This is a genomic window from Mucilaginibacter sp. MD40, from assembly GCF_002288635.1.
Classification (GTDB): Bacteria; Bacteroidota; Bacteroidia; order Sphingobacteriales; family Sphingobacteriaceae; genus Mucilaginibacter.
This window is the reverse complement of record NZ_NRSW01000001.1, coordinates 858,347-874,717: the sequence shown is the minus strand read 5'-3', so window position 1 is coordinate 874,717 and position 16,371 is coordinate 858,347. Positions and strand designations below refer to the sequence as shown.

Annotated in this window: 17 protein-coding genes and 1 tRNA gene; 12 read left to right on the top strand and 6 right to left on the bottom strand. The window is 42.4% G+C overall.

Translation table 11 applies throughout. The features are described from left to right. The first annotated feature begins 130 nt into the window (after positions 1-130). Positions 131-814 (top strand): OmpA family protein, encoded by a 684-nt coding sequence (locus CKK33_RS03925; protein WP_095702856.1) that lies wholly within the window; start codon positions 131-133, stop codon positions 812-814. 108 nt (positions 815-922) lie between these two features. Then, the gene (gene hisS / locus CKK33_RS03920; protein ID WP_095702855.1) at positions 923-2,305 is read left to right on the top strand and encodes a histidine--tRNA ligase; all 1,383 of its coding nucleotides are present in this window, start codon (positions 923-925) and stop codon (positions 2,303-2,305) included. Here the strand turns inward: hisS and CKK33_RS03915 are convergent. From CKK33_RS03915 to CKK33_RS03905, 3 genes are read right to left on the bottom strand one after another with little or no spacing between them, the layout of a single operon-like run. Further along, positions 2,302-3,144, bottom strand: a complete 843-nt coding sequence (locus CKK33_RS03915; protein ID WP_095702854.1) for an N-acetylmuramoyl-L-alanine amidase — start codon at positions 3,142-3,144, stop codon at positions 2,302-2,304. The two genes, hisS and CKK33_RS03915, sit on opposite strands and share 4 nt — an antisense overlap. A 38-nt stretch (positions 3,145-3,182) precedes the next feature. Further along, positions 3,183-3,908, bottom strand: coding sequence for a LytTR family DNA-binding domain-containing protein (locus tag CKK33_RS03910; RefSeq protein ID WP_095702853.1), 726 nt, complete (start codon positions 3,906-3,908; stop codon positions 3,183-3,185). Between the two features lie 2 nt (positions 3,909-3,910). After that, on the bottom strand, positions 3,911-4,924 hold the full coding sequence (locus CKK33_RS03905) for a sensor histidine kinase (protein ID WP_233138142.1): 1,014 nt from the start codon (positions 4,922-4,924) through the stop codon (positions 3,911-3,913). 209 nt (positions 4,925-5,133) lie between these two features. Between CKK33_RS03905 and CKK33_RS03900 the strand changes: the two genes are divergently transcribed. From CKK33_RS03900 to CKK33_RS19880, 4 genes are all read left to right on the top strand, one after another. After that, complete coding sequence (locus tag CKK33_RS03900) at positions 5,134-5,340, top strand: hypothetical protein (protein WP_095702851.1); 207 nt, start codon at positions 5,134-5,136, stop codon at positions 5,338-5,340. Then, positions 5,334-6,230, top strand: coding sequence for an ABC transporter ATP-binding protein (locus CKK33_RS03895; protein WP_095702850.1), 897 nt, complete (start codon positions 5,334-5,336; stop codon positions 6,228-6,230). Before CKK33_RS03900 ends, CKK33_RS03895 begins: the two co-directional genes overlap by 7 nt. A 4-nt stretch (positions 6,231-6,234) precedes the next feature. Next, positions 6,235-7,032: an ABC transporter permease gene (locus tag CKK33_RS03890; protein WP_095702849.1), complete on the top strand. Its 798-nt coding sequence runs from the start codon at positions 6,235-6,237 to the stop codon at positions 7,030-7,032. Positions 7,033-7,134: 102 nt separating this feature from the next. After that, a complete protein-coding gene (locus CKK33_RS19880; RefSeq protein ID WP_095702848.1) occupies positions 7,135-7,296 on the top strand; it encodes a PLDc N-terminal domain-containing protein in 162 nt (53 codons plus the stop codon). Between the two features lie 2 nt (positions 7,297-7,298). On the opposite strand, the gene CKK33_RS03880 is transcribed toward CKK33_RS19880, so the two are convergent. Next, positions 7,299-9,761, bottom strand: coding sequence for a TonB-dependent receptor (locus CKK33_RS03880; RefSeq protein WP_095702847.1), 2,463 nt, complete (start codon positions 9,759-9,761; stop codon positions 7,299-7,301). A 118-nt stretch (positions 9,762-9,879) separates the two neighbouring features. Here CKK33_RS03880 and CKK33_RS03875 point away from each other — a divergent pair, with 118 nt between their 5' ends. Then, a complete protein-coding gene (locus tag CKK33_RS03875; RefSeq protein ID WP_095702846.1) occupies positions 9,880-10,536 on the top strand; it encodes a metal-dependent transcriptional regulator in 657 nt (218 codons plus the stop codon). A 71-nt stretch (positions 10,537-10,607) separates the two neighbouring features. Here the strand turns inward: CKK33_RS03875 and CKK33_RS03870 are convergent, their stop codons facing one another. Next, positions 10,608-11,084 carry an Lrp/AsnC ligand binding domain-containing protein gene (locus tag CKK33_RS03870; protein WP_095702845.1) on the bottom strand — a complete coding sequence of 159 codons (477 nt, stop codon included), beginning with the start codon at positions 11,082-11,084 and terminating at the stop codon, positions 10,608-10,610. Between the two features lie 152 nt (positions 11,085-11,236). On the opposite strand from CKK33_RS03870, the gene CKK33_RS19455 reads away from it, so the two are divergent. After that, positions 11,237-11,348, top strand: a tRNA-Asp gene (locus CKK33_RS19455). Positions 11,349-11,660: 312 nt separating this feature from the next. Here CKK33_RS19455 and msrA read toward each other — a convergent pair. Beyond that, positions 11,661-12,149: a peptide-methionine (S)-S-oxide reductase MsrA gene (gene msrA, locus CKK33_RS03865; protein WP_095702844.1), complete on the bottom strand. Its 489-nt coding sequence runs from the start codon at positions 12,147-12,149 to the stop codon at positions 11,661-11,663. A gap of 172 nt (positions 12,150-12,321) precedes the next feature. On the opposite strand from msrA, the gene CKK33_RS03860 reads away from it, so the two are divergent. From CKK33_RS03860 to CKK33_RS03845, 4 genes are all read left to right on the top strand, one after another. Further along, positions 12,322-13,164 carry a glycosyltransferase family 92 protein gene (locus CKK33_RS03860; protein ID WP_095702843.1) on the top strand — a complete coding sequence of 281 codons (843 nt, stop codon included), beginning with the start codon at positions 12,322-12,324 and terminating at the stop codon, positions 13,162-13,164. A gap of 34 nt (positions 13,165-13,198) precedes the next feature. Next, positions 13,199-14,374, top strand: a complete 1,176-nt coding sequence (locus CKK33_RS03855) for a glycosyltransferase family 87 protein (RefSeq protein ID WP_095702842.1) — start codon at positions 13,199-13,201, stop codon at positions 14,372-14,374. Between the two features lie 181 nt (positions 14,375-14,555). Continuing rightward, positions 14,556-15,524, top strand: a complete 969-nt coding sequence (locus CKK33_RS03850; RefSeq protein WP_095702841.1) for a glycosyltransferase family 2 protein — start codon at positions 14,556-14,558, stop codon at positions 15,522-15,524. After that, complete coding sequence (locus CKK33_RS03845) at positions 15,524-16,315, top strand: polysaccharide deacetylase family protein (RefSeq protein ID WP_095702840.1); 792 nt, start codon at positions 15,524-15,526, stop codon at positions 16,313-16,315. Before CKK33_RS03850 ends, CKK33_RS03845 begins: the two co-directional genes overlap by 1 nt. Positions 16,316-16,371 lie beyond the last annotated feature (56 nt).

The window sequence follows — 16,371 nt, the reverse complement described above, 5'->3', positions numbered from 1 at the left end:
GCAAATATTAAAATACTTTATTACAAGTGTAATAAACCGTAATATTCATAGGTAAAGTATCATAATATGCAACCGGCGCTGTTTGGCATTTGCTTTGTAAATACCCGGTATACACACAACAAATTTTAAAATGAAAACATTAAAGATAAAAATTGCTACTTACAGTATTGCTTTGGCTTCATTAGGCGTATTAGCTTCAGGTTGCGACTCTATGACTAAAACCCAAAAAGGTGCTGCCATAGGTGCTGGTGCAGGTGGTACAATTGGTGCCTTTATTGGTAAAGCAGCAGGTAACACTGCATTAGGTGCTATTATAGGTGGCGCTGTAGGTGGTACAGCAGGTGCTTTTATTGGGCGTAACATGGATCGCCAGGCAGCAGAAATTAAACAAACTGTTCCGGGCGCTACAGTTACCCGTGAGGGCGAAGGTATATTGGTAAAATTTGATTCGGGTATTTTGTTTGATACCGATAAATCAGATTTGAAATCAGCAGCCCGTACTAATTTGGCTAATCTGGCTACCTCATTGCAAAACAACCCGCAAACCAACATCCTGATTGTGGGACATACTGATAACACCGGTAGCGATACTTATAACCAGGCATTGTCAGTTCGCCGTGCCGAATCCGTAAAATCATTCCTGATGGCTAACAATGTTGCCTCATCCCGTTTAACCACCAGTGGTAAAGGCGAAAGCGAACCCATTGCTGATAACAGTACTGCTGCCGGTCGCGCGCAGAACCGCCGCGTAGAAATTGTTATTGTGGCTAATGATGCCATGAAAAACGAGGCCCGTCAGCAATCAGGCCAATAAAAAAATTCTGATTAATAGTTTTTAGTTTAGCCCCGCGATTATCGCGGGGCTTTGCTTTTTGATAGCTGTGCAACCCTGCGCATACTCAATTTTTTTTACCTTTGCCGCATGGCATCCATCAAACCATCAGTACCTAAGGGCACGCGTGATTTCTCTCCGGCCGAAATGGCAAAACGTAACTTTATTTTTGATACCATTAAAAGTGTTTTCAGAAAATACGGTTACCAGCAGATAGAAACACCGTCGATGGAAAACCTGAGCACACTTACCGGCAAATATGGTGATGAGGGTGATAAATTGATTTTTAAAATACTCAATAGTGGAGATTATTTAGCCAAAGCCGATGGGCAAGCCTTAGCCGCCCGTAATTCTAACGCGGCTATTTCCTCTATCTCCGAAAAAGCTTTACGCTATGACCTAACTGTGCCTTTCGCGCGCTATGTGGTGCAGCACCAAAACGAGATCACCTTTCCGTTTAAGCGTTTCCAGGTGCAGCCGGTGTGGCGGGCTGATAGGCCGCAGAAAGGCCGCTACCGTGAGTTTTACCAGTGCGATGCTGATGTGGTAGGCTCGCCCTCATTATTAAACGAGGCGGAGTTTATACTGATCTATAACGAAGCCCTAAGTAAGCTTGGCCTTACTGCTTTTACCATCAAGATCAACAATCGTAAGATACTGTCGGGCATAGCCCAGGTGATAGATAAGCACGATAGTATTATCGACCTTACCGTTGCCATAGATAAGCTGGACAAGATCGGGCTGGATGGCGTGACTAAAGAACTGCTCGAGCGGGGCTTTACGGAGGCCGATATCGAAAAAATAAAACCCATAATTCTGCTGGAAGGCACTAACGAGGAAAAGCTGGAAAGCCTGCGCAAGGCCCTGGAAAGTTCAGAAATAGGTCTGTTAGGCTGTGACGAAATTGAAAAAGTATTTGCCTACATAGCCGCTTGCAAGCCGCTTAAAGCTAAACTGGAACTGGATATTACACTCGCGAGAGGGTTAAACTATTACACCGGGGCCATTTTTGAAGTGAAGGCCAATGGCGTAGCCATAGGCAGCATTGGTGGCGGCGGCCGCTATGACGACCTCACAGGTATGTTTGGTTTAAAAGGACTTACCGGCGCGGGTATCTCGTTCGGCGCCGATCGTATTTATGATGTGATGGAAGAGTTAAATCTTTTCCCGGCCTCAACTCACCAAAGTACACAGGTGCTCATCTGCTGTTTTGATGCCGATGGGGAAACATTTGCCTTGCCGCTCCTGCAATCGTTTCGCGATCATGAGATCAATGCTGAGCTTTACCCGGCCGGCGCTAAAATTAAAAAGCAAATGGACTATGCCAATAATAAGCAGATCCCGTTTGTGGTGATTATCGGAAGCGAGGAAATACAAACCGGCTTACTCAGTCTCAAAAATATGGTTACCGGCGAGCAGGAAAAATTAACAACCACCGGGGTATTGGAAAAACTCAATACAATTAAGCCTTAGTATTTTTTATACACATTGTACAATACATCCAGATCAAACTGGGTAAGTACGGGCGAATCTTCCCTCTGTACAAAGTGGCGTTTAAAGGCGCTGATGGCGGCGGGCAGGTTACTGGTATCGTAACCAATGAGGCGTAGCGCGGTGGCGCTGTCAAAGTTTACAGGAGCCGGTACAATCAGCATATCCGAATAATATCCAAACCCTTTTTTGGCTAACTGTTCCCATGGGAAACGTATGCCCGGGTCGGGCTTGCGGCCAGGGGCAATATCGGCATGGCCAATAAAATTGGCTGTTGGTATGTTATAATCCCGCTTAAGTTTAGCCAGCAATAGCAGCAAGCTGCTGATCTGCTGTTGCGAAAAGGGCTCATAACCATTATTGTCCAATTCTATGCCTATAGAGCAGCTATTCATATCGGTCACGCTTCCCCATTTACTTATCCCGGCATGCCAAGCGCGCATGTAATCATTCAGCATGTGTATCACCCGGCCATCCTTGCCAACTACATAGTGCGCGCTCACCTGGGTTCGTGCCAATGTAAACGTGCGCAACGTTTGCGGTACCGAGTCTTGCGCGGTGTAATGGATAATTACATAATTGGGTTTCCGCAGGTTAAAGTTTACCGTACCTACAAATTCTGATGTCACCGGCCTGCCAAGACTGTCGGTAAGCATGGCGGCTTGAGTGGTAAGCAATACCTTGCTCAGCGAATCGGCGTGGCTGGTGTATACCTGGTTGGTGGCATCAAAGGCGCTAATGGTTTTTACGATCTTTTTTTTGCTCGTACAGGCACCAAAAAGTAGTGGAATAAACAACAGCAGCAGGCAACTTTTTTTCATATGCCGCAAATTAAGCAATTTATTACCGGTAAAAACGCTTATATGTTCTTGCCGTCAACAATCTTAAAGAAGTCTTCCCGGTAAGTGTCGCCAACAGGTATGATCTTATCGCCAATAAAGATACGGCTGCGCTCAATGCTATCTATTTTATTGATAGATACAATGTAGGATTTATGTACCCTGATAAAGTGTTTCTCGGGTAACGCATCCTCCATCTTTTTCATGTTTTGCAAAGTGATAATGCGCTCGGTTGGGGTAAAAATAGAGATGTAATCTTTTAACCCTTCAATAAACAGAATATCGTGCAAATAAACCTTTTGTATTTTATGCTCGGTTTTTACGAAGATAAAATCGCTCATGAAGTCGTCCTGCTGCTGTGGTTCGGCAACAGGTTGTGTTTTGGCGGCAGGTTGGATAATGCCCTGCGCTTTTTGTACGGATTTATAGAAACGCTCAAACGCAATAGGTTTTAGCAGGTAGTCCACAACGTCCAGTTCATAGCCTTCCAGTGCATATTGCGGATAGGCTGTAGTTAAGATCACCTTCGCTTTTCCGTTGGCTATTTTAAGGAATTGAATACCGGTAAGTTCCGGCATCTGCACATCCAGAAACACCAGATCAATGCCTCCTTCCTGCACTATGGTTAAAGCTTCAATCGGATTGGTTGTCGCTTTAATCAATTGCAAAAAAGGCACTTTGGAAATATAGTCTTCCAGTATATTTAGGGCCAGGGGCTCATCATCAACTACAAGGCATTTAATCATGGTTATAAAGCTAAAGATAATTGACAAGTGTAAGTATCAGTTTCGTCGCGTATATCAAGGTTATATTTACCCGGATATAATAAATCAAGCCGGCGGCGTACGTTAGGTAATCCTATCCCGCCGGCGGCATCGCGGTTATGGCTGTGCTTTTTATTTTGTATAAAAAAGTATAGGCGCCCACCTTCTACATTAATTCTCATTTGTATAGGATGTTGCGCGTCATTAGCGATGCCGTGTTTAAAAGCGTTCTCGATAAAAGAAATAAGCAGCAGCGGTACGATCTGCTGATTGGTCACCTCTCCTAATACCTCAAAATTGATGAAAGCCTTATTACCGAAACGAATTTTTTGCAGATCAATGTAATTCTGCAGGTACTGTAGTTCTTTACTCAAATCCACTTTATTGTCGTTACACTCATAAAGCATATAACGCATAATTTCCGAAAGCTTTAAGATAGCCTCGGGCGTAGTATCAGACTTTTGGTAGGCCAGCGAATAGATGCTGTTCAGCGAGTTAAACAAGAAGTGGGGGTTGATCTGCGATTTAAGGAACGAAAGCTCGGCCGTTAACCGCTGGTTTTCCAGGTCGCGCTGCACACGCTCATTCAAAAACCAGTCGATAGTAAATTTCAGCACCGTGCTCAAGAACAGAAAGATAAGTGTGACGAACAGGGTATTGATGAAATATTTCCAAAAAGCTATTGACTGGCCCTTCATCCTATCCAGGATAATTTCCTTAAAGATTAAACCAACGCCATATTTAAGCAGTCCATAAGCTATAAGTGTTGTAATAATTGATAATACAAAAAGCTTATACCGTTTTCTGTTAAGAAATTTGGGAATAAGCAATAGATAATTTACATAAAATACGCTGATGTTGATAATGCCATAAAGGCCAAAAATAACAGCCACAGCTTTAGTTGTCATTTTGCCGCTGTAGCGCGCAATAGATGCAAAGAATGCAATAACGCATATCCACGAGAATATATGCCAAAATATCTGCCAGCTTCTTTTCACAGCAACTAAAGTAAGGTTTAGCGATCATTTTACAGATACCTATTATATGTAGGTTATTATTTTGCCGATGAACAGGCATAAAAAACCGATGAACGGGTTGGTGGATAATTTCAGGCGTTCATCTACAATTGCTGCCTGTTGGTCTAATTGATTTTAGCAGGTAAATCAATATTTATTCCTTTGTTGTGTAAATCAATCACAACAACACCATGAAGAAGTTAGTTTCAAACTCCAATCCCTTTATTCTTTTACTGGCACCTGTAGTGTTTGCCATTGTAATGGGCGTTAGTTACCAGTTTGAACAAAATAAACAAGCTGCTTTGCATAGCAACACAGCAAAAGCAACATCGCTGTTTATAAAAGGCGTGAGCGTGTTTAAAACCGTTTGTTCTGTTGCAAGCGATAAATTATGGTAATCCGTACCGAAGGCCTGTCGTTTAGCTTTGGCAGCCAGGCCGTAGTAAAATCTATTTCTCTTGAAGTGCCTGAAGGTAGTATTTATGGTTTTCTTGGGCCAAACGGCGCGGGTAAAACCACTACCATAAAAATGCTGCTCAACCTGCTTAACCCAAGCGCGGGCAGCATCCGTATTTTTGATATGGATCTGCAAAGTAACCGTATCAGTATTTTAAAGCAAATAGGCTCGCTTATAGAGCAGCCGGCTATATACCACCACCTTACCGGCAAAGAAAACCTATTGAACAGGGCTATGCTATTGCAGGTAAGCGAGCAACGGGTTGATGAGATGCTTAACCTGGTACAGCTTACGGCTGCGGCGGGCAAAAAAGCCGGGAACTATTCTTTAGGGATGAAACAGCGGCTGGGTATTGCATTGGCCTTGTTAAATGACCCCAAGCTGCTAATACTAGACGAACCCACCAACGGCCTGGACCCTAATGGCATTATTGAGATACGTGAGCTGATGATGCGCATAGTTAAAGAGGGCAAAACGGTTTTTGTATCAAGCCACCTACTTTCTGAGGTAGAGAAGATGGCTACACATGTAGGTATTATCAACCATGGTAAAATGATGTTCCAGGGTACGATAAGCGAGTTGCAGAACATTAACCAGCCACAGATATACATAGAAACAAGCAGTAGCGTAGATGCGGCCAATCTTCTTAAGAGACACCATATTGCCATAGGTGAAATAGAAGAGGATCACCTGCTGGTCCCGTTCACATCAAAACAACAAATAGGCGATATCAATAACCTGCTCGTGCAAAACGGTATTACAGTTTTTGGTATCAACAAGCAGCATAAAGATCTGGAAAAGTTATTCCTGGATATCACCAAAAGCAACTAACTATATGAAAGGATTTATACTATCATTCAGGTCTGAATTTTACAAGACCCGCAAAACGCTTGGCTTTTGGGGATCCATTATATTGCCTTTGGCCATTACACTTTTAGCATTTGTAGCTATCTATAACAAGAGTGATAAGTTTGTTAACATGCAGCCCATGATGCTTTGGGTGCAGTTTAGCATGATCAGCCTAGGAAGCATGGGCACTCTGCTCTTGCCTATTTACACCATCTTTGTCGCTTATTCGGTAAACAATGTAGAGCATAAAGCTGATACCTGGAAAACCCTTTTTAGCCTTCCAATATCCAGGTGGACAGTTTATGGCGCTAAATATTTTTACGCTTTTTTCCTGCTTTTTATTTGCATGGCCTTGTTTACGCTATTAAACATAGGTTTCGGTAACCTCCTCGGTGTGCTAAAGCCCGAACTTAAGTTTAATGAATATCACATGGAGAAAGAACTGGCACAGGTGTTTTTTAAACTACTGCTTTCTGCTTTAGGCATTTTGTCAATACAGTTTTTATTCAGCCTGCTTTGGGCCGATTTCCTGAAGCCCATGGGCCTGGGTTTTGTGGCCACGGTAGTTGGTGTTATTTTAGCCACTAATGGATGGGTTTACGCCTACCTGTTCCCATACTCGCACCCCATGGCCGCCATGAAAAGTATGATAAAAGAGCAACACGGCCCGGCCTCGCATCTGGATATTGATATCTTTACCAAAGATGTATACGTGAGCCTTATTGTTGCCGCCGTGGTATTTGTTGCCGGGTATTTTATTGTTCGCAAACGCAGTATAAAGTAAACTTTACATCATCTGGCATGTTGTTGTAGCATGCCTTCAATCAATATTATCATCGCTCAAAGTAACGGCAATAACTGGTTTTAAGCCGCGCTCGTATTATTTATCATCTATTTCGGGCTGGTATTATTTTGCTTGTTAGATGCGCTAAGGGCCACTTTTAAAGATTCTGTTACTAAATTGATCTGGGTGGCGGTAATTTTATTTTTCCCGTTTTTTGGTTCGGTCATATACCTGGCCGTTGGACGAAAAAACAAACTGATATAAGTTTAAAACGGTACTACCACTTTAAAGCTGAAATTGCGCCCCATGTTATAAATACCCAGCTTCCCGTTAGGCGATTGCGTATAATATTCAAAATACTTTAACCGGTTAAGGTTGGATTGATAGGCCACGTTAAACAGGTTATCGGCCTGGATATAAACCTCGCAAAGCAATTTTCCCGAACGCCGCCTGATGTCTGTACCAAAGCCCGCGTTTACAAGCGTGTAACCCGGTGTTGGCGTTTCAGTATCGTTTAGCGCATAATAACGGTTTTGCGCCGCAAAATAGTCGATGCCTGCATGCAGCCATATCTTAGAAAACGTACCCCGGCCTTCTTTGAATTTTACTTTAACGCCCGACTGTAAATGTAACGGCGGTATAAAGGGAAGATATTTAGCAGCACCCTCACTTTGCTTTACAAGTTGCTGGTTTCGGTTGATGCCCACCACATATGCCAGGCTGTTATTCAGCTCCAGCCACGATAGGGCTTTGGGATGAATATTGATAGTAGCCTCCGCGCCATAAAGCCTTGCTTTAGCTTGCTGATACTGATAGGTGGTATTCCCCGGGACAATAACAACCGGATTTCCTTTTTCGTCATCAAGCCGCGACTGGTAAATGTAGTTTTGGATTTGGTTGTTAAACAGTTCGATAATGATGTCCACGTCTTTCAAATAAGCAATGAACCCCATATCCTGCTGGAGATTAAATTCGGGGCCGAAGTTGCGATTGCCCAGGTAAACAATGTGCGCGCCTGGGTCCAGTCCGTTGCTTCCTATTTCGGTAATGTTTGGTGCGCGATAGCCACGGGCAATGTTAGCCTTAAGTAGAAGTTGTTCGCTCAAATTATAGGTGAGGCCCAAGCTCCCCGAAACGCCCTGATAATTATGGGTGAATGATGGGAATTGAAGCCGGGCATCAGGATAGGCGGCGTTTACTTTTCTTTCGAAACCATTAGCCGGGTTGGAGCCAATATAAAAATCAGCCCAGTTCATATGCCGGATGTCAAAACGCATACCTCCGGAAATATCAAATTTCCCCAAAGTCTTTTTTGCAAACGCGAAACCACCTATATCAAATAATCGATAATTGGGTATAGGGAAATCGGTAGCATCTTTACTGGCGTTGTTTTGGTAAAAGCCGTTGATGCCAAAAGAAGTTTCCCAACCGTTTATAGCCGGAGAGCTGTATCTCAGATCATAATTTATGGTATTAAGCGCCACGTTTAAGCCGGCCTGCTGGGGTTGAGTGGGGTGGTTATACTCGCGTCTTAGGCTCTGCTGCCAGCCTAAAGCAAAATTGAACGCCCCGCCAGCACTGGTTTTTATTTCTGTTTTTTGATAGATACGGTAATGCTGTATATGCTGGTGCAGTGGGGTAATGCTATACGCAGTAAGCCATGCATCAGGGACTAACGGCCGTTTTTTTATATCGTCATTACTGCCTTCGGTTATTTGTACGGTAAAGCGGCGGGTTAGCGAATCGCGGCTACCATCAGGTATTTCCTGCTTGTTGTCATATATCGAGGCGGCCATTTGCGAATATCCCCAGGGCTTATCCACTCTTGCTATTGCGGTAATAATGCGTTCCTGGTAAGCAGTGTTGTATACATAACCATCAACTTTGTTATAGTAATTGTGGGCGTTTTTGCCTGTTGCCCGTAAAGCGTATTTCCAGTCGTTTTTCCTGTAGGCCAACCCAGTTGATAAAGCCACAAGGCCATTATTGGTATGGTAGTCTGTGGTAACATCTCCGCTTAAATGTCTGTCAGAACCGTTAGGTATATAAGGTATTAAGTTGATTACGCCTGCCAGGGCGTCTGATCCATAGCCCAGGCTTGCCGGGCCTTTTATGACTTCGGCGCGGTTGATGCCAAATTGGTCAATCTCTATCCCGTGCTCGTCGCCCCATTGTTGCCCCTCCTGGCGTATGCCATCATATAAGGTAAGCACTCTGTTGTAACCCAAACCGCGTATAAAAGGCTTGGAGATGTTGGGACCGGTTGTTACAGCGGTTACTCCAGGTACGCCTTTGGTAATGGCATCAATAATATTACTGTTAACATGTTGCTCCATATCCTTGCGCGATAAAACAGCGATAGGCACAGGGTTGCTCCGCAGTTGTGTGGCCCGCGTTACACCGGTAATGGTTACCTCATTTAATTTTGAGCCGGAGCTTTTCAGGTCTATATCGTGTTTAACTGTATCGCCTGATAGCTGTAGCCTGATTTGTTGAGGCGCGTACCCCAGACAAATAAAATTGACTAAATAAGTGCCCGGTTTTATACCGGTAATAAGGTAACGGCCATTGTTATCGGTTGTGGCTCCGTGCCGTGTGCCCTGTAAATTAACGCTTATATAGGCTAACGGCGCCCCGGCTGATTGCACCTGCCCGGATAGTGTTGTGCTTTGGGAACGGCTTATCGTAGCAAATAATAGTAATTGAAAAAAGAGAATATGTTTTTTCATTTGAACAAACGTATAAATAAAATTTAATTAGTAAAATAAATAAAATTAGTCTTGGCTAATTTTATTTATAACTGTTTCTTATTTATTATGTTTGCATTAGCCCTAAGAACAATAAGTAATGAATACCCTTTCAGAAGAGAATTACCTTAAATGCATTTATCGCCTATGGCAGGATAAGGGCCAAAAAATAACGCCCACCGCTATAGCCGATTCGTTAGGGAATAACCCGGCATCGGTAGTAGATATGATACGTAAGCTTACCGATAAGCAACTGATTGTTTATGACAAAAAGAAAGGCGTTGAACTAACCCCGGCGGGATTAAAGGATGCCACGTTGATTGTGAGGCGACACCGCTTATGGGAGGTGTTCCTGTTAGAAAAACTGGGGTACCACTGGGATGAGATTCACGATATTGCCGAGGAGCTGGAGCATATTAAGGACGCGACGCTGGCCGACAGGCTGGATAAGTTTCTGGGCTTTCCGGAATATGACCCGCATGGCGACCCTATCCCCAAAGCCAATGGAAAAATGGCTAAGCGCTACTCTACCACCCTTGCCGATGTAAAAGCCGGTGGCCATTGCCGTGTGGTAGCCGTTAAAGATACAACCAGCCAGTTTTTACAATATCTGCAAAAACTGGGCATTAACATTGGTACTCGCATACAACTCTTAGAAAAAATAGCCTTCGATAATTCATTGGTGATCAGCATAAACGGAGAAGAGCAGAAAACCGTTTCTCAGAAATTTGGCGAAAGCTTGTTGATTGACCTATAGGCAACCAAACAACAAATGCCATAAGCATTTAGATTATGGCATTTGTTGAATATAAAGGAAACCCCGGTCTCTTAATCAAGCGAGATCTGGCGTTTAATGCTTTCTTCGAGTGAAATAAATGTTTCTGTGCGCTGTATGCCTTTTACACTTTGTATCTGCTCGTTTAACACTTCACGCAGGTGGTTGGTATCATGGCATACAATTTTAGCGAATATGCTCCAGCTGCCGGTGGTGTAATGCAGCTCAACAATTTCAGGGATCTTTTTTAATTGTGCTACTGCATCATTGTATTGAGACCCTTTTTCTAAAAATATGCCCAGAAAAGCGGTCACATCATATCCCAGTTTTTGGGGGTTTACTTCCAGGCTGGCACCCTTAATAACACCCATCTCCTCCAGTTTTTTCATGCGCACGTGTATGGTACCGCCGGAAACGATCAATTCTTTCGCGATTTCCGTGTAGGGGGTGGTCGCGTTCTTCATCAATATAGACAATATCTGGATATCCAGATTATCAATTTCTAAATTTTGAGGTTTCCTGTGAGGCATAATTTTAAATATCTTTATTTAAACACAAGTTTAATTAAAATAAAACTAAAAATAAAAATATTTTGTTGAAATATTTGCAAGAAATAGGTGCCGGCCTTACTTTTGTAATAAGCAATTGGCATTGCCGGCTGTTCTTTAAAACAAAACAACACTGTTGGGTGGTGAAATTTTTGGCAGACACACCTCCTTGTCCCGGTGGCGGAGAGCATGGGAAACCCGAAGCGGGCTAACCACTCCTTGAAGGTTCGAACCCTTCCCCAACAGCTATTAATGATAAAGTATTAAAGTTTAGATTTTAACTTTTGAATTAATATTATCCTGTAGGATGGTGAAATTTTTGGCAGACACACCTCCTTGTCCCGGTGGCGGAGAATAATGGGAAACTCTTAGCAATAAGAATAACCACTCCTTGAAGGTTCGACCCCTTCTCCTACAGCTCTTCTCATAATTTAGGTTTATAATTGGTTAGTAAAAGCTCCTGCCCATCAGGAGCTTTACTTTTTATATAGCGGGTAAGCAGGTTTCATAAAAAAGGCCGCGAATATCCGCAGCCTTTAATTAGTTCCATTATAGTTGTTACAGGGTCCACTCGGGGCGCTCATAGTGGCAGGTATAGCCATAAGGATGTTTTTGCAGGTAATCCTGGTGCTCTTCTTCGGCGTTCCAGAAATCTCCGGCTGGTACCACCTCGGTAACAATTTTACCCGGCCATTTACCTGATGCTTCCATTTCCTCAATCAGTTTAAGCGCTGTATCTTTCTGCTGCTCGTCCAGGTAAAATATTGCCGACCGGTATGATGTGCCAACATCGTTACCCTGTCGGTTGCGTGTGGTGGGGTTATGTATCTGGAAAAAATACTCCAGCAGTTTACGGTACGATAGCACATCAGGATCAAAAACTACTTCAATACCTTCGGCATGCGTACCATGGTTGCGGTAAGTAGCGTTAGGCACGTCGCCGCCGGTGTAACCCACTACTGTTGATATAATTCCGGGTTGCTGGCGTATCAGTTCTTCTACTCCCCAAAAACATCCGCCTGCCAATATTGCTTTTTCAGTTGCCATATTTAATTATTTATTACTGTGTAAAGGTGTACCAAATCTGTACCAATTAGCGTGTCTGCTAAGTAGTGGCCTTTTTGACAGTATATTGATGGTATAATTTATAATTTTGTAGCCTTAAACCGCTGTTCATTACAACCATAACTTATCATATTCAAAAAAAAGATTATTGCACATGAATCATCGCGTCAGCCGAATATTACCATTCATCACTAAGCCTTCTTATTATCTATCTATATGCTGTATTATTAAAGACGAGAACAGTTATTTAAAAGAATGGATGGAGTATTACATAAAAATAGGCGTAGAGCATTTCTTTTTATATGATAATGAGAGTGTGGAGCCGGTACAACTTGCGCTTAAAAGGCTGGGCTTGGCTAAATATGCAACAATAACTGTAATTAAAGGCATATCGCGGCAGCAGGATGCTTATGATCATTGCCTTTGGCGTTACGGCTTTAAATCACGTTGGATAGCTTTTGTGGATATGGACGAGTTTATAGTTCCAAAAGTCACCAAGGGCAACCTGCCGTTATTTCTGAAAGACTTTGAAGCATACGGTGGTTTAGGAATTAACTGGCTGGTATTTGGGTCAGGTGGAATAAAGGAAAAGTCTGAACGCCCCCAATTAGAAACTTTCATATGGCGGTCCGGAGAAAATTTTGATGTAAATAACCATATAAAAAGCATTGTGCAACCCAAGTATGCAAGGCGATCAATGAACCCGCATGCCTTTTTTTACCGGAGGGGCTATTTTTGTGTGAACGAAAATTTTAAGCGCTTAACTAACGAGATTTCTCCATTAAGCGTAAATAAGATACAAGTTAACCACTATTACTGCCGCTCACTTGATGAGTACCAGGAAAAAATAAAACGAGGGAGGGCTGATAGCGATACCATCAAAAGGAAGATGGACGACTTTTACTATCACGATGGGCCATCAAACGCAATAATGGATACCTCCATTTGCGATATTTTAAAAAAGATTGACAGTAAATCCTCTGTAAATGATAGATAAGGTACACCTTACCTAAAATAATACCCCTTATTAAATGAAACAAACTTTTACTAAAGTCGCCGCAGGCAAATACTTTATTTACTTCCTGTGGTTTGGGCTTAGTCTTTTTTTTGTAGCCAAAACAGTTACATCGCACCAGTCGCTTAACAATTACCTGATTTTTAAGCACAACTTTTTAAATGTTCTTCATCAACTTGACCTCTACACACCACAGCCTGAGTATTATTACGACCGCAACCATTACGGACCCATATTCTCACTCATTATTGCGCCATTCGCCCTTATGCCTGATAGTGTAGGGGTAATTTTATGGGTAATGTTTAACGCCGCCATACTTTTCGCCGCTATTAAAAGCTTACCGATAAAAACCAATCAGTCCAACCTCATTATTCTTTTATGCGCAAATGAGCTGGTAGGTTCATCTATGTATTTCCAGTTTAATCCGAGCATTGCTGCCTTTATTATTTTAAGCTTTTATTTTATTGTAAATAAAAAAGATTTTTGGGCCGCTTTAATGATCGCTTTTGGAACTATGACTAAGCTTTACGGCATTGTGGGGCTGGCATTTTTCTTTTTCTCTGCAAATAAACCCAAGCTTATCCTTAGCCTTATTTTTTGGTTCGCGGTGTTGTTGGTAATACCTATGCTGTATTCTTCACCAAGCTTTATCTTACAAACCTATCATAACTGGTATTATGATCTGATCGCCAAAAACGCCGAAAACCTGAATGCCAAGATGCAGGATATTTCTGTTTTAGGTATGATACACAGGGTGTTTAATAATAAGTGGAATAATATTTATATATTAATACCTGCGTTAATGTTATTCGCGCTACCCTATCTTAAAATCAATAACTATCGTTATAGCAATTTCCGGTTATTGCTATTGGCGTCGGTACTCATTTTTACAGTTATATTCAGCAGTTCAGCAGAGTCGCCAACTTACATTATCGCTTTGCCAGGTGTGGGCATCTGGTTCATGACGCTGAGGCGCCCGGTAAGCGGTTTTGATATATTCCTGCTCGTATTTGCCATTGTCATTACCAGTTTCTCTCCATCTGATCTATTCCCCCAAGCCATTAACCTTAAATACATTCAGCCATATAAGCTCAAATCACTTCCTTGCTTTATCATATGGCTTAAAATTATTTATGAAATGTTCACACGCGACTTTGCTGTAGAAGAAAATAAGCAGCCACAGTTATCATAATAAAGTAATTTTTATTAAGGCGGGTATATAATATTTCGTCCAGCGTGTATGGATTAGTTTTTTACTTATATTTGTAACATTGGTGTTACATTTTTGAGTTGTAGCTAAATATGGCTCAGGCTGTTACATCCGGTTCAAAATAATCGTATTAGACCCTGATTGATTTAAATTTTACATTGTAATGCCCCTCAAAAAGCTTGTATCTGTTATAGTTCCCGCACATAACGAGGAAGGGAATATTACTGTATTAACAGATCATATAAACGAGATTTTCAGGAACACTCCCTATGTGTGCGAGCTTATTTTTGTTGACGACGGCAGTGAAGATAATACCCTTAACGAAATAAAGCTTAACGCGCAAATTAACAGCAACGTATATTACATTGAACTGGCCCGCAACTTTGGTAAAGATTACGCGCTTAAAGCAGGCATAAGCCTTGCAAAAGGCGATGCTGTGATCACCATAGATGCCGATATGCAGCATCCCCCGCACTTAATTAAAAAAATGCTTAATTATTGGGAAGATGGGTTTGATATTGTTTATACCTATCGCGAGGAGGTTAACCGCCATGCACGTTTTTACCAGCGGTTTACCTCAAAGCTTTTTTACCGCGTAATTAACGCCCTTTCTGATATCAAACTGGAAAACGGCATTGCCGATTACCGCCTGATAGATGCCAAAGTAGTGAACCAGTTGCGCAGCCTTGATGAGTATGAGATATTTTTTAGAGGTATTGTAAAATGGGTGGGCTACAAGCAAATAGGTATTCCTTACACGCCGGCCAAGCGCCACGCGGGTACGGCCAGCTATTCATTTATCAAACTGCTTAAATTTGCCATTGGTAATATAATGGCCTTTAGCGCCCGCCCTTTATATATTGCCGCGGGGATTGGCTTAAGTTTATCGGCGTTGGCTATATTATATTTCCCATATATCCTTATTAGCTATATGGAAGGTTACGCCGTACCGGGATGGGCCTCAATTATGGCTACTATCGACTTTTTTGGCGGCTTGCAGTTGGCGCTTCTGAGCATTATTGGGGTTTATGTAGGTAAAATTTTTATGCAGTCGAAAGGTCGGCCAAATTATATTATCCGCTCAACAAATCTCATCCATATTAAAGAGAGCAGCAACATTAACGTTAATTAATGATTTTATTAGGTTTCGACCTGGAGGAGTTTGATCTGCCGCTTGAACTGGGTAAGCAGCTCGATTTTGAGGAGCAACTGGCTATTTCAACTATTGGTGCGCAAGCGGTACTTGATTTGCTAAAGGCGCTATCGGTTAAGGTTACTTTCTATTGCACAGCCAACTATGCGGTTAACCGGCCCGGGATGATTAAACAGATTGTTGCTGATGGGCATGAAATCGCTTCGCACGGATATTACCATTCTGATTTTAATACTGCACACCTCCTGCAATCGAGGATAAAGCTCGAAGAAATATCCGGCGAAAAAGTTACCGGTTTCCGGATGGCCCGCATGATGCCTGTTGATGAAAAGGAAATAAAAAAAGCAGGCTATTTATATAACTCTTCGCTCAACCCAACATGGCTGCCCGGCAGGTATAATCATCTTAAAGAACCACGCACCTGGTTTTATAAAGATGATGTGCTGCAATTACCAGCTTCTGTATCTCCGCTGATGCGCATCCCATTGTTTTGGTTAAGCTTTCATAACTTGCCACTCGCGTTAATTAAGCGCTTGTGCGCCGCCGCCTTGAAGAAAGACGGGTATCTTAATCTCTACTTCCATCCCTGGGAATTCGCGGAAATTAGTAAGATGCCTGAATTGGGCCTGCCCGGATATATTACCCGGAATTCCGGTAAGGCATTGCTGCACCGTTTAAAGGACTTTATTTTATGGGCGCGGAGTAATGGTTACTCTTTTAACTGTACAGATGAGTTTACCACTTCTATTATCCGGCAAACCAATACCTAACTTTTCTAACAGGTAAAAATGTTTAACACCCTCTCCGGTGATACTGAAAAGATTAA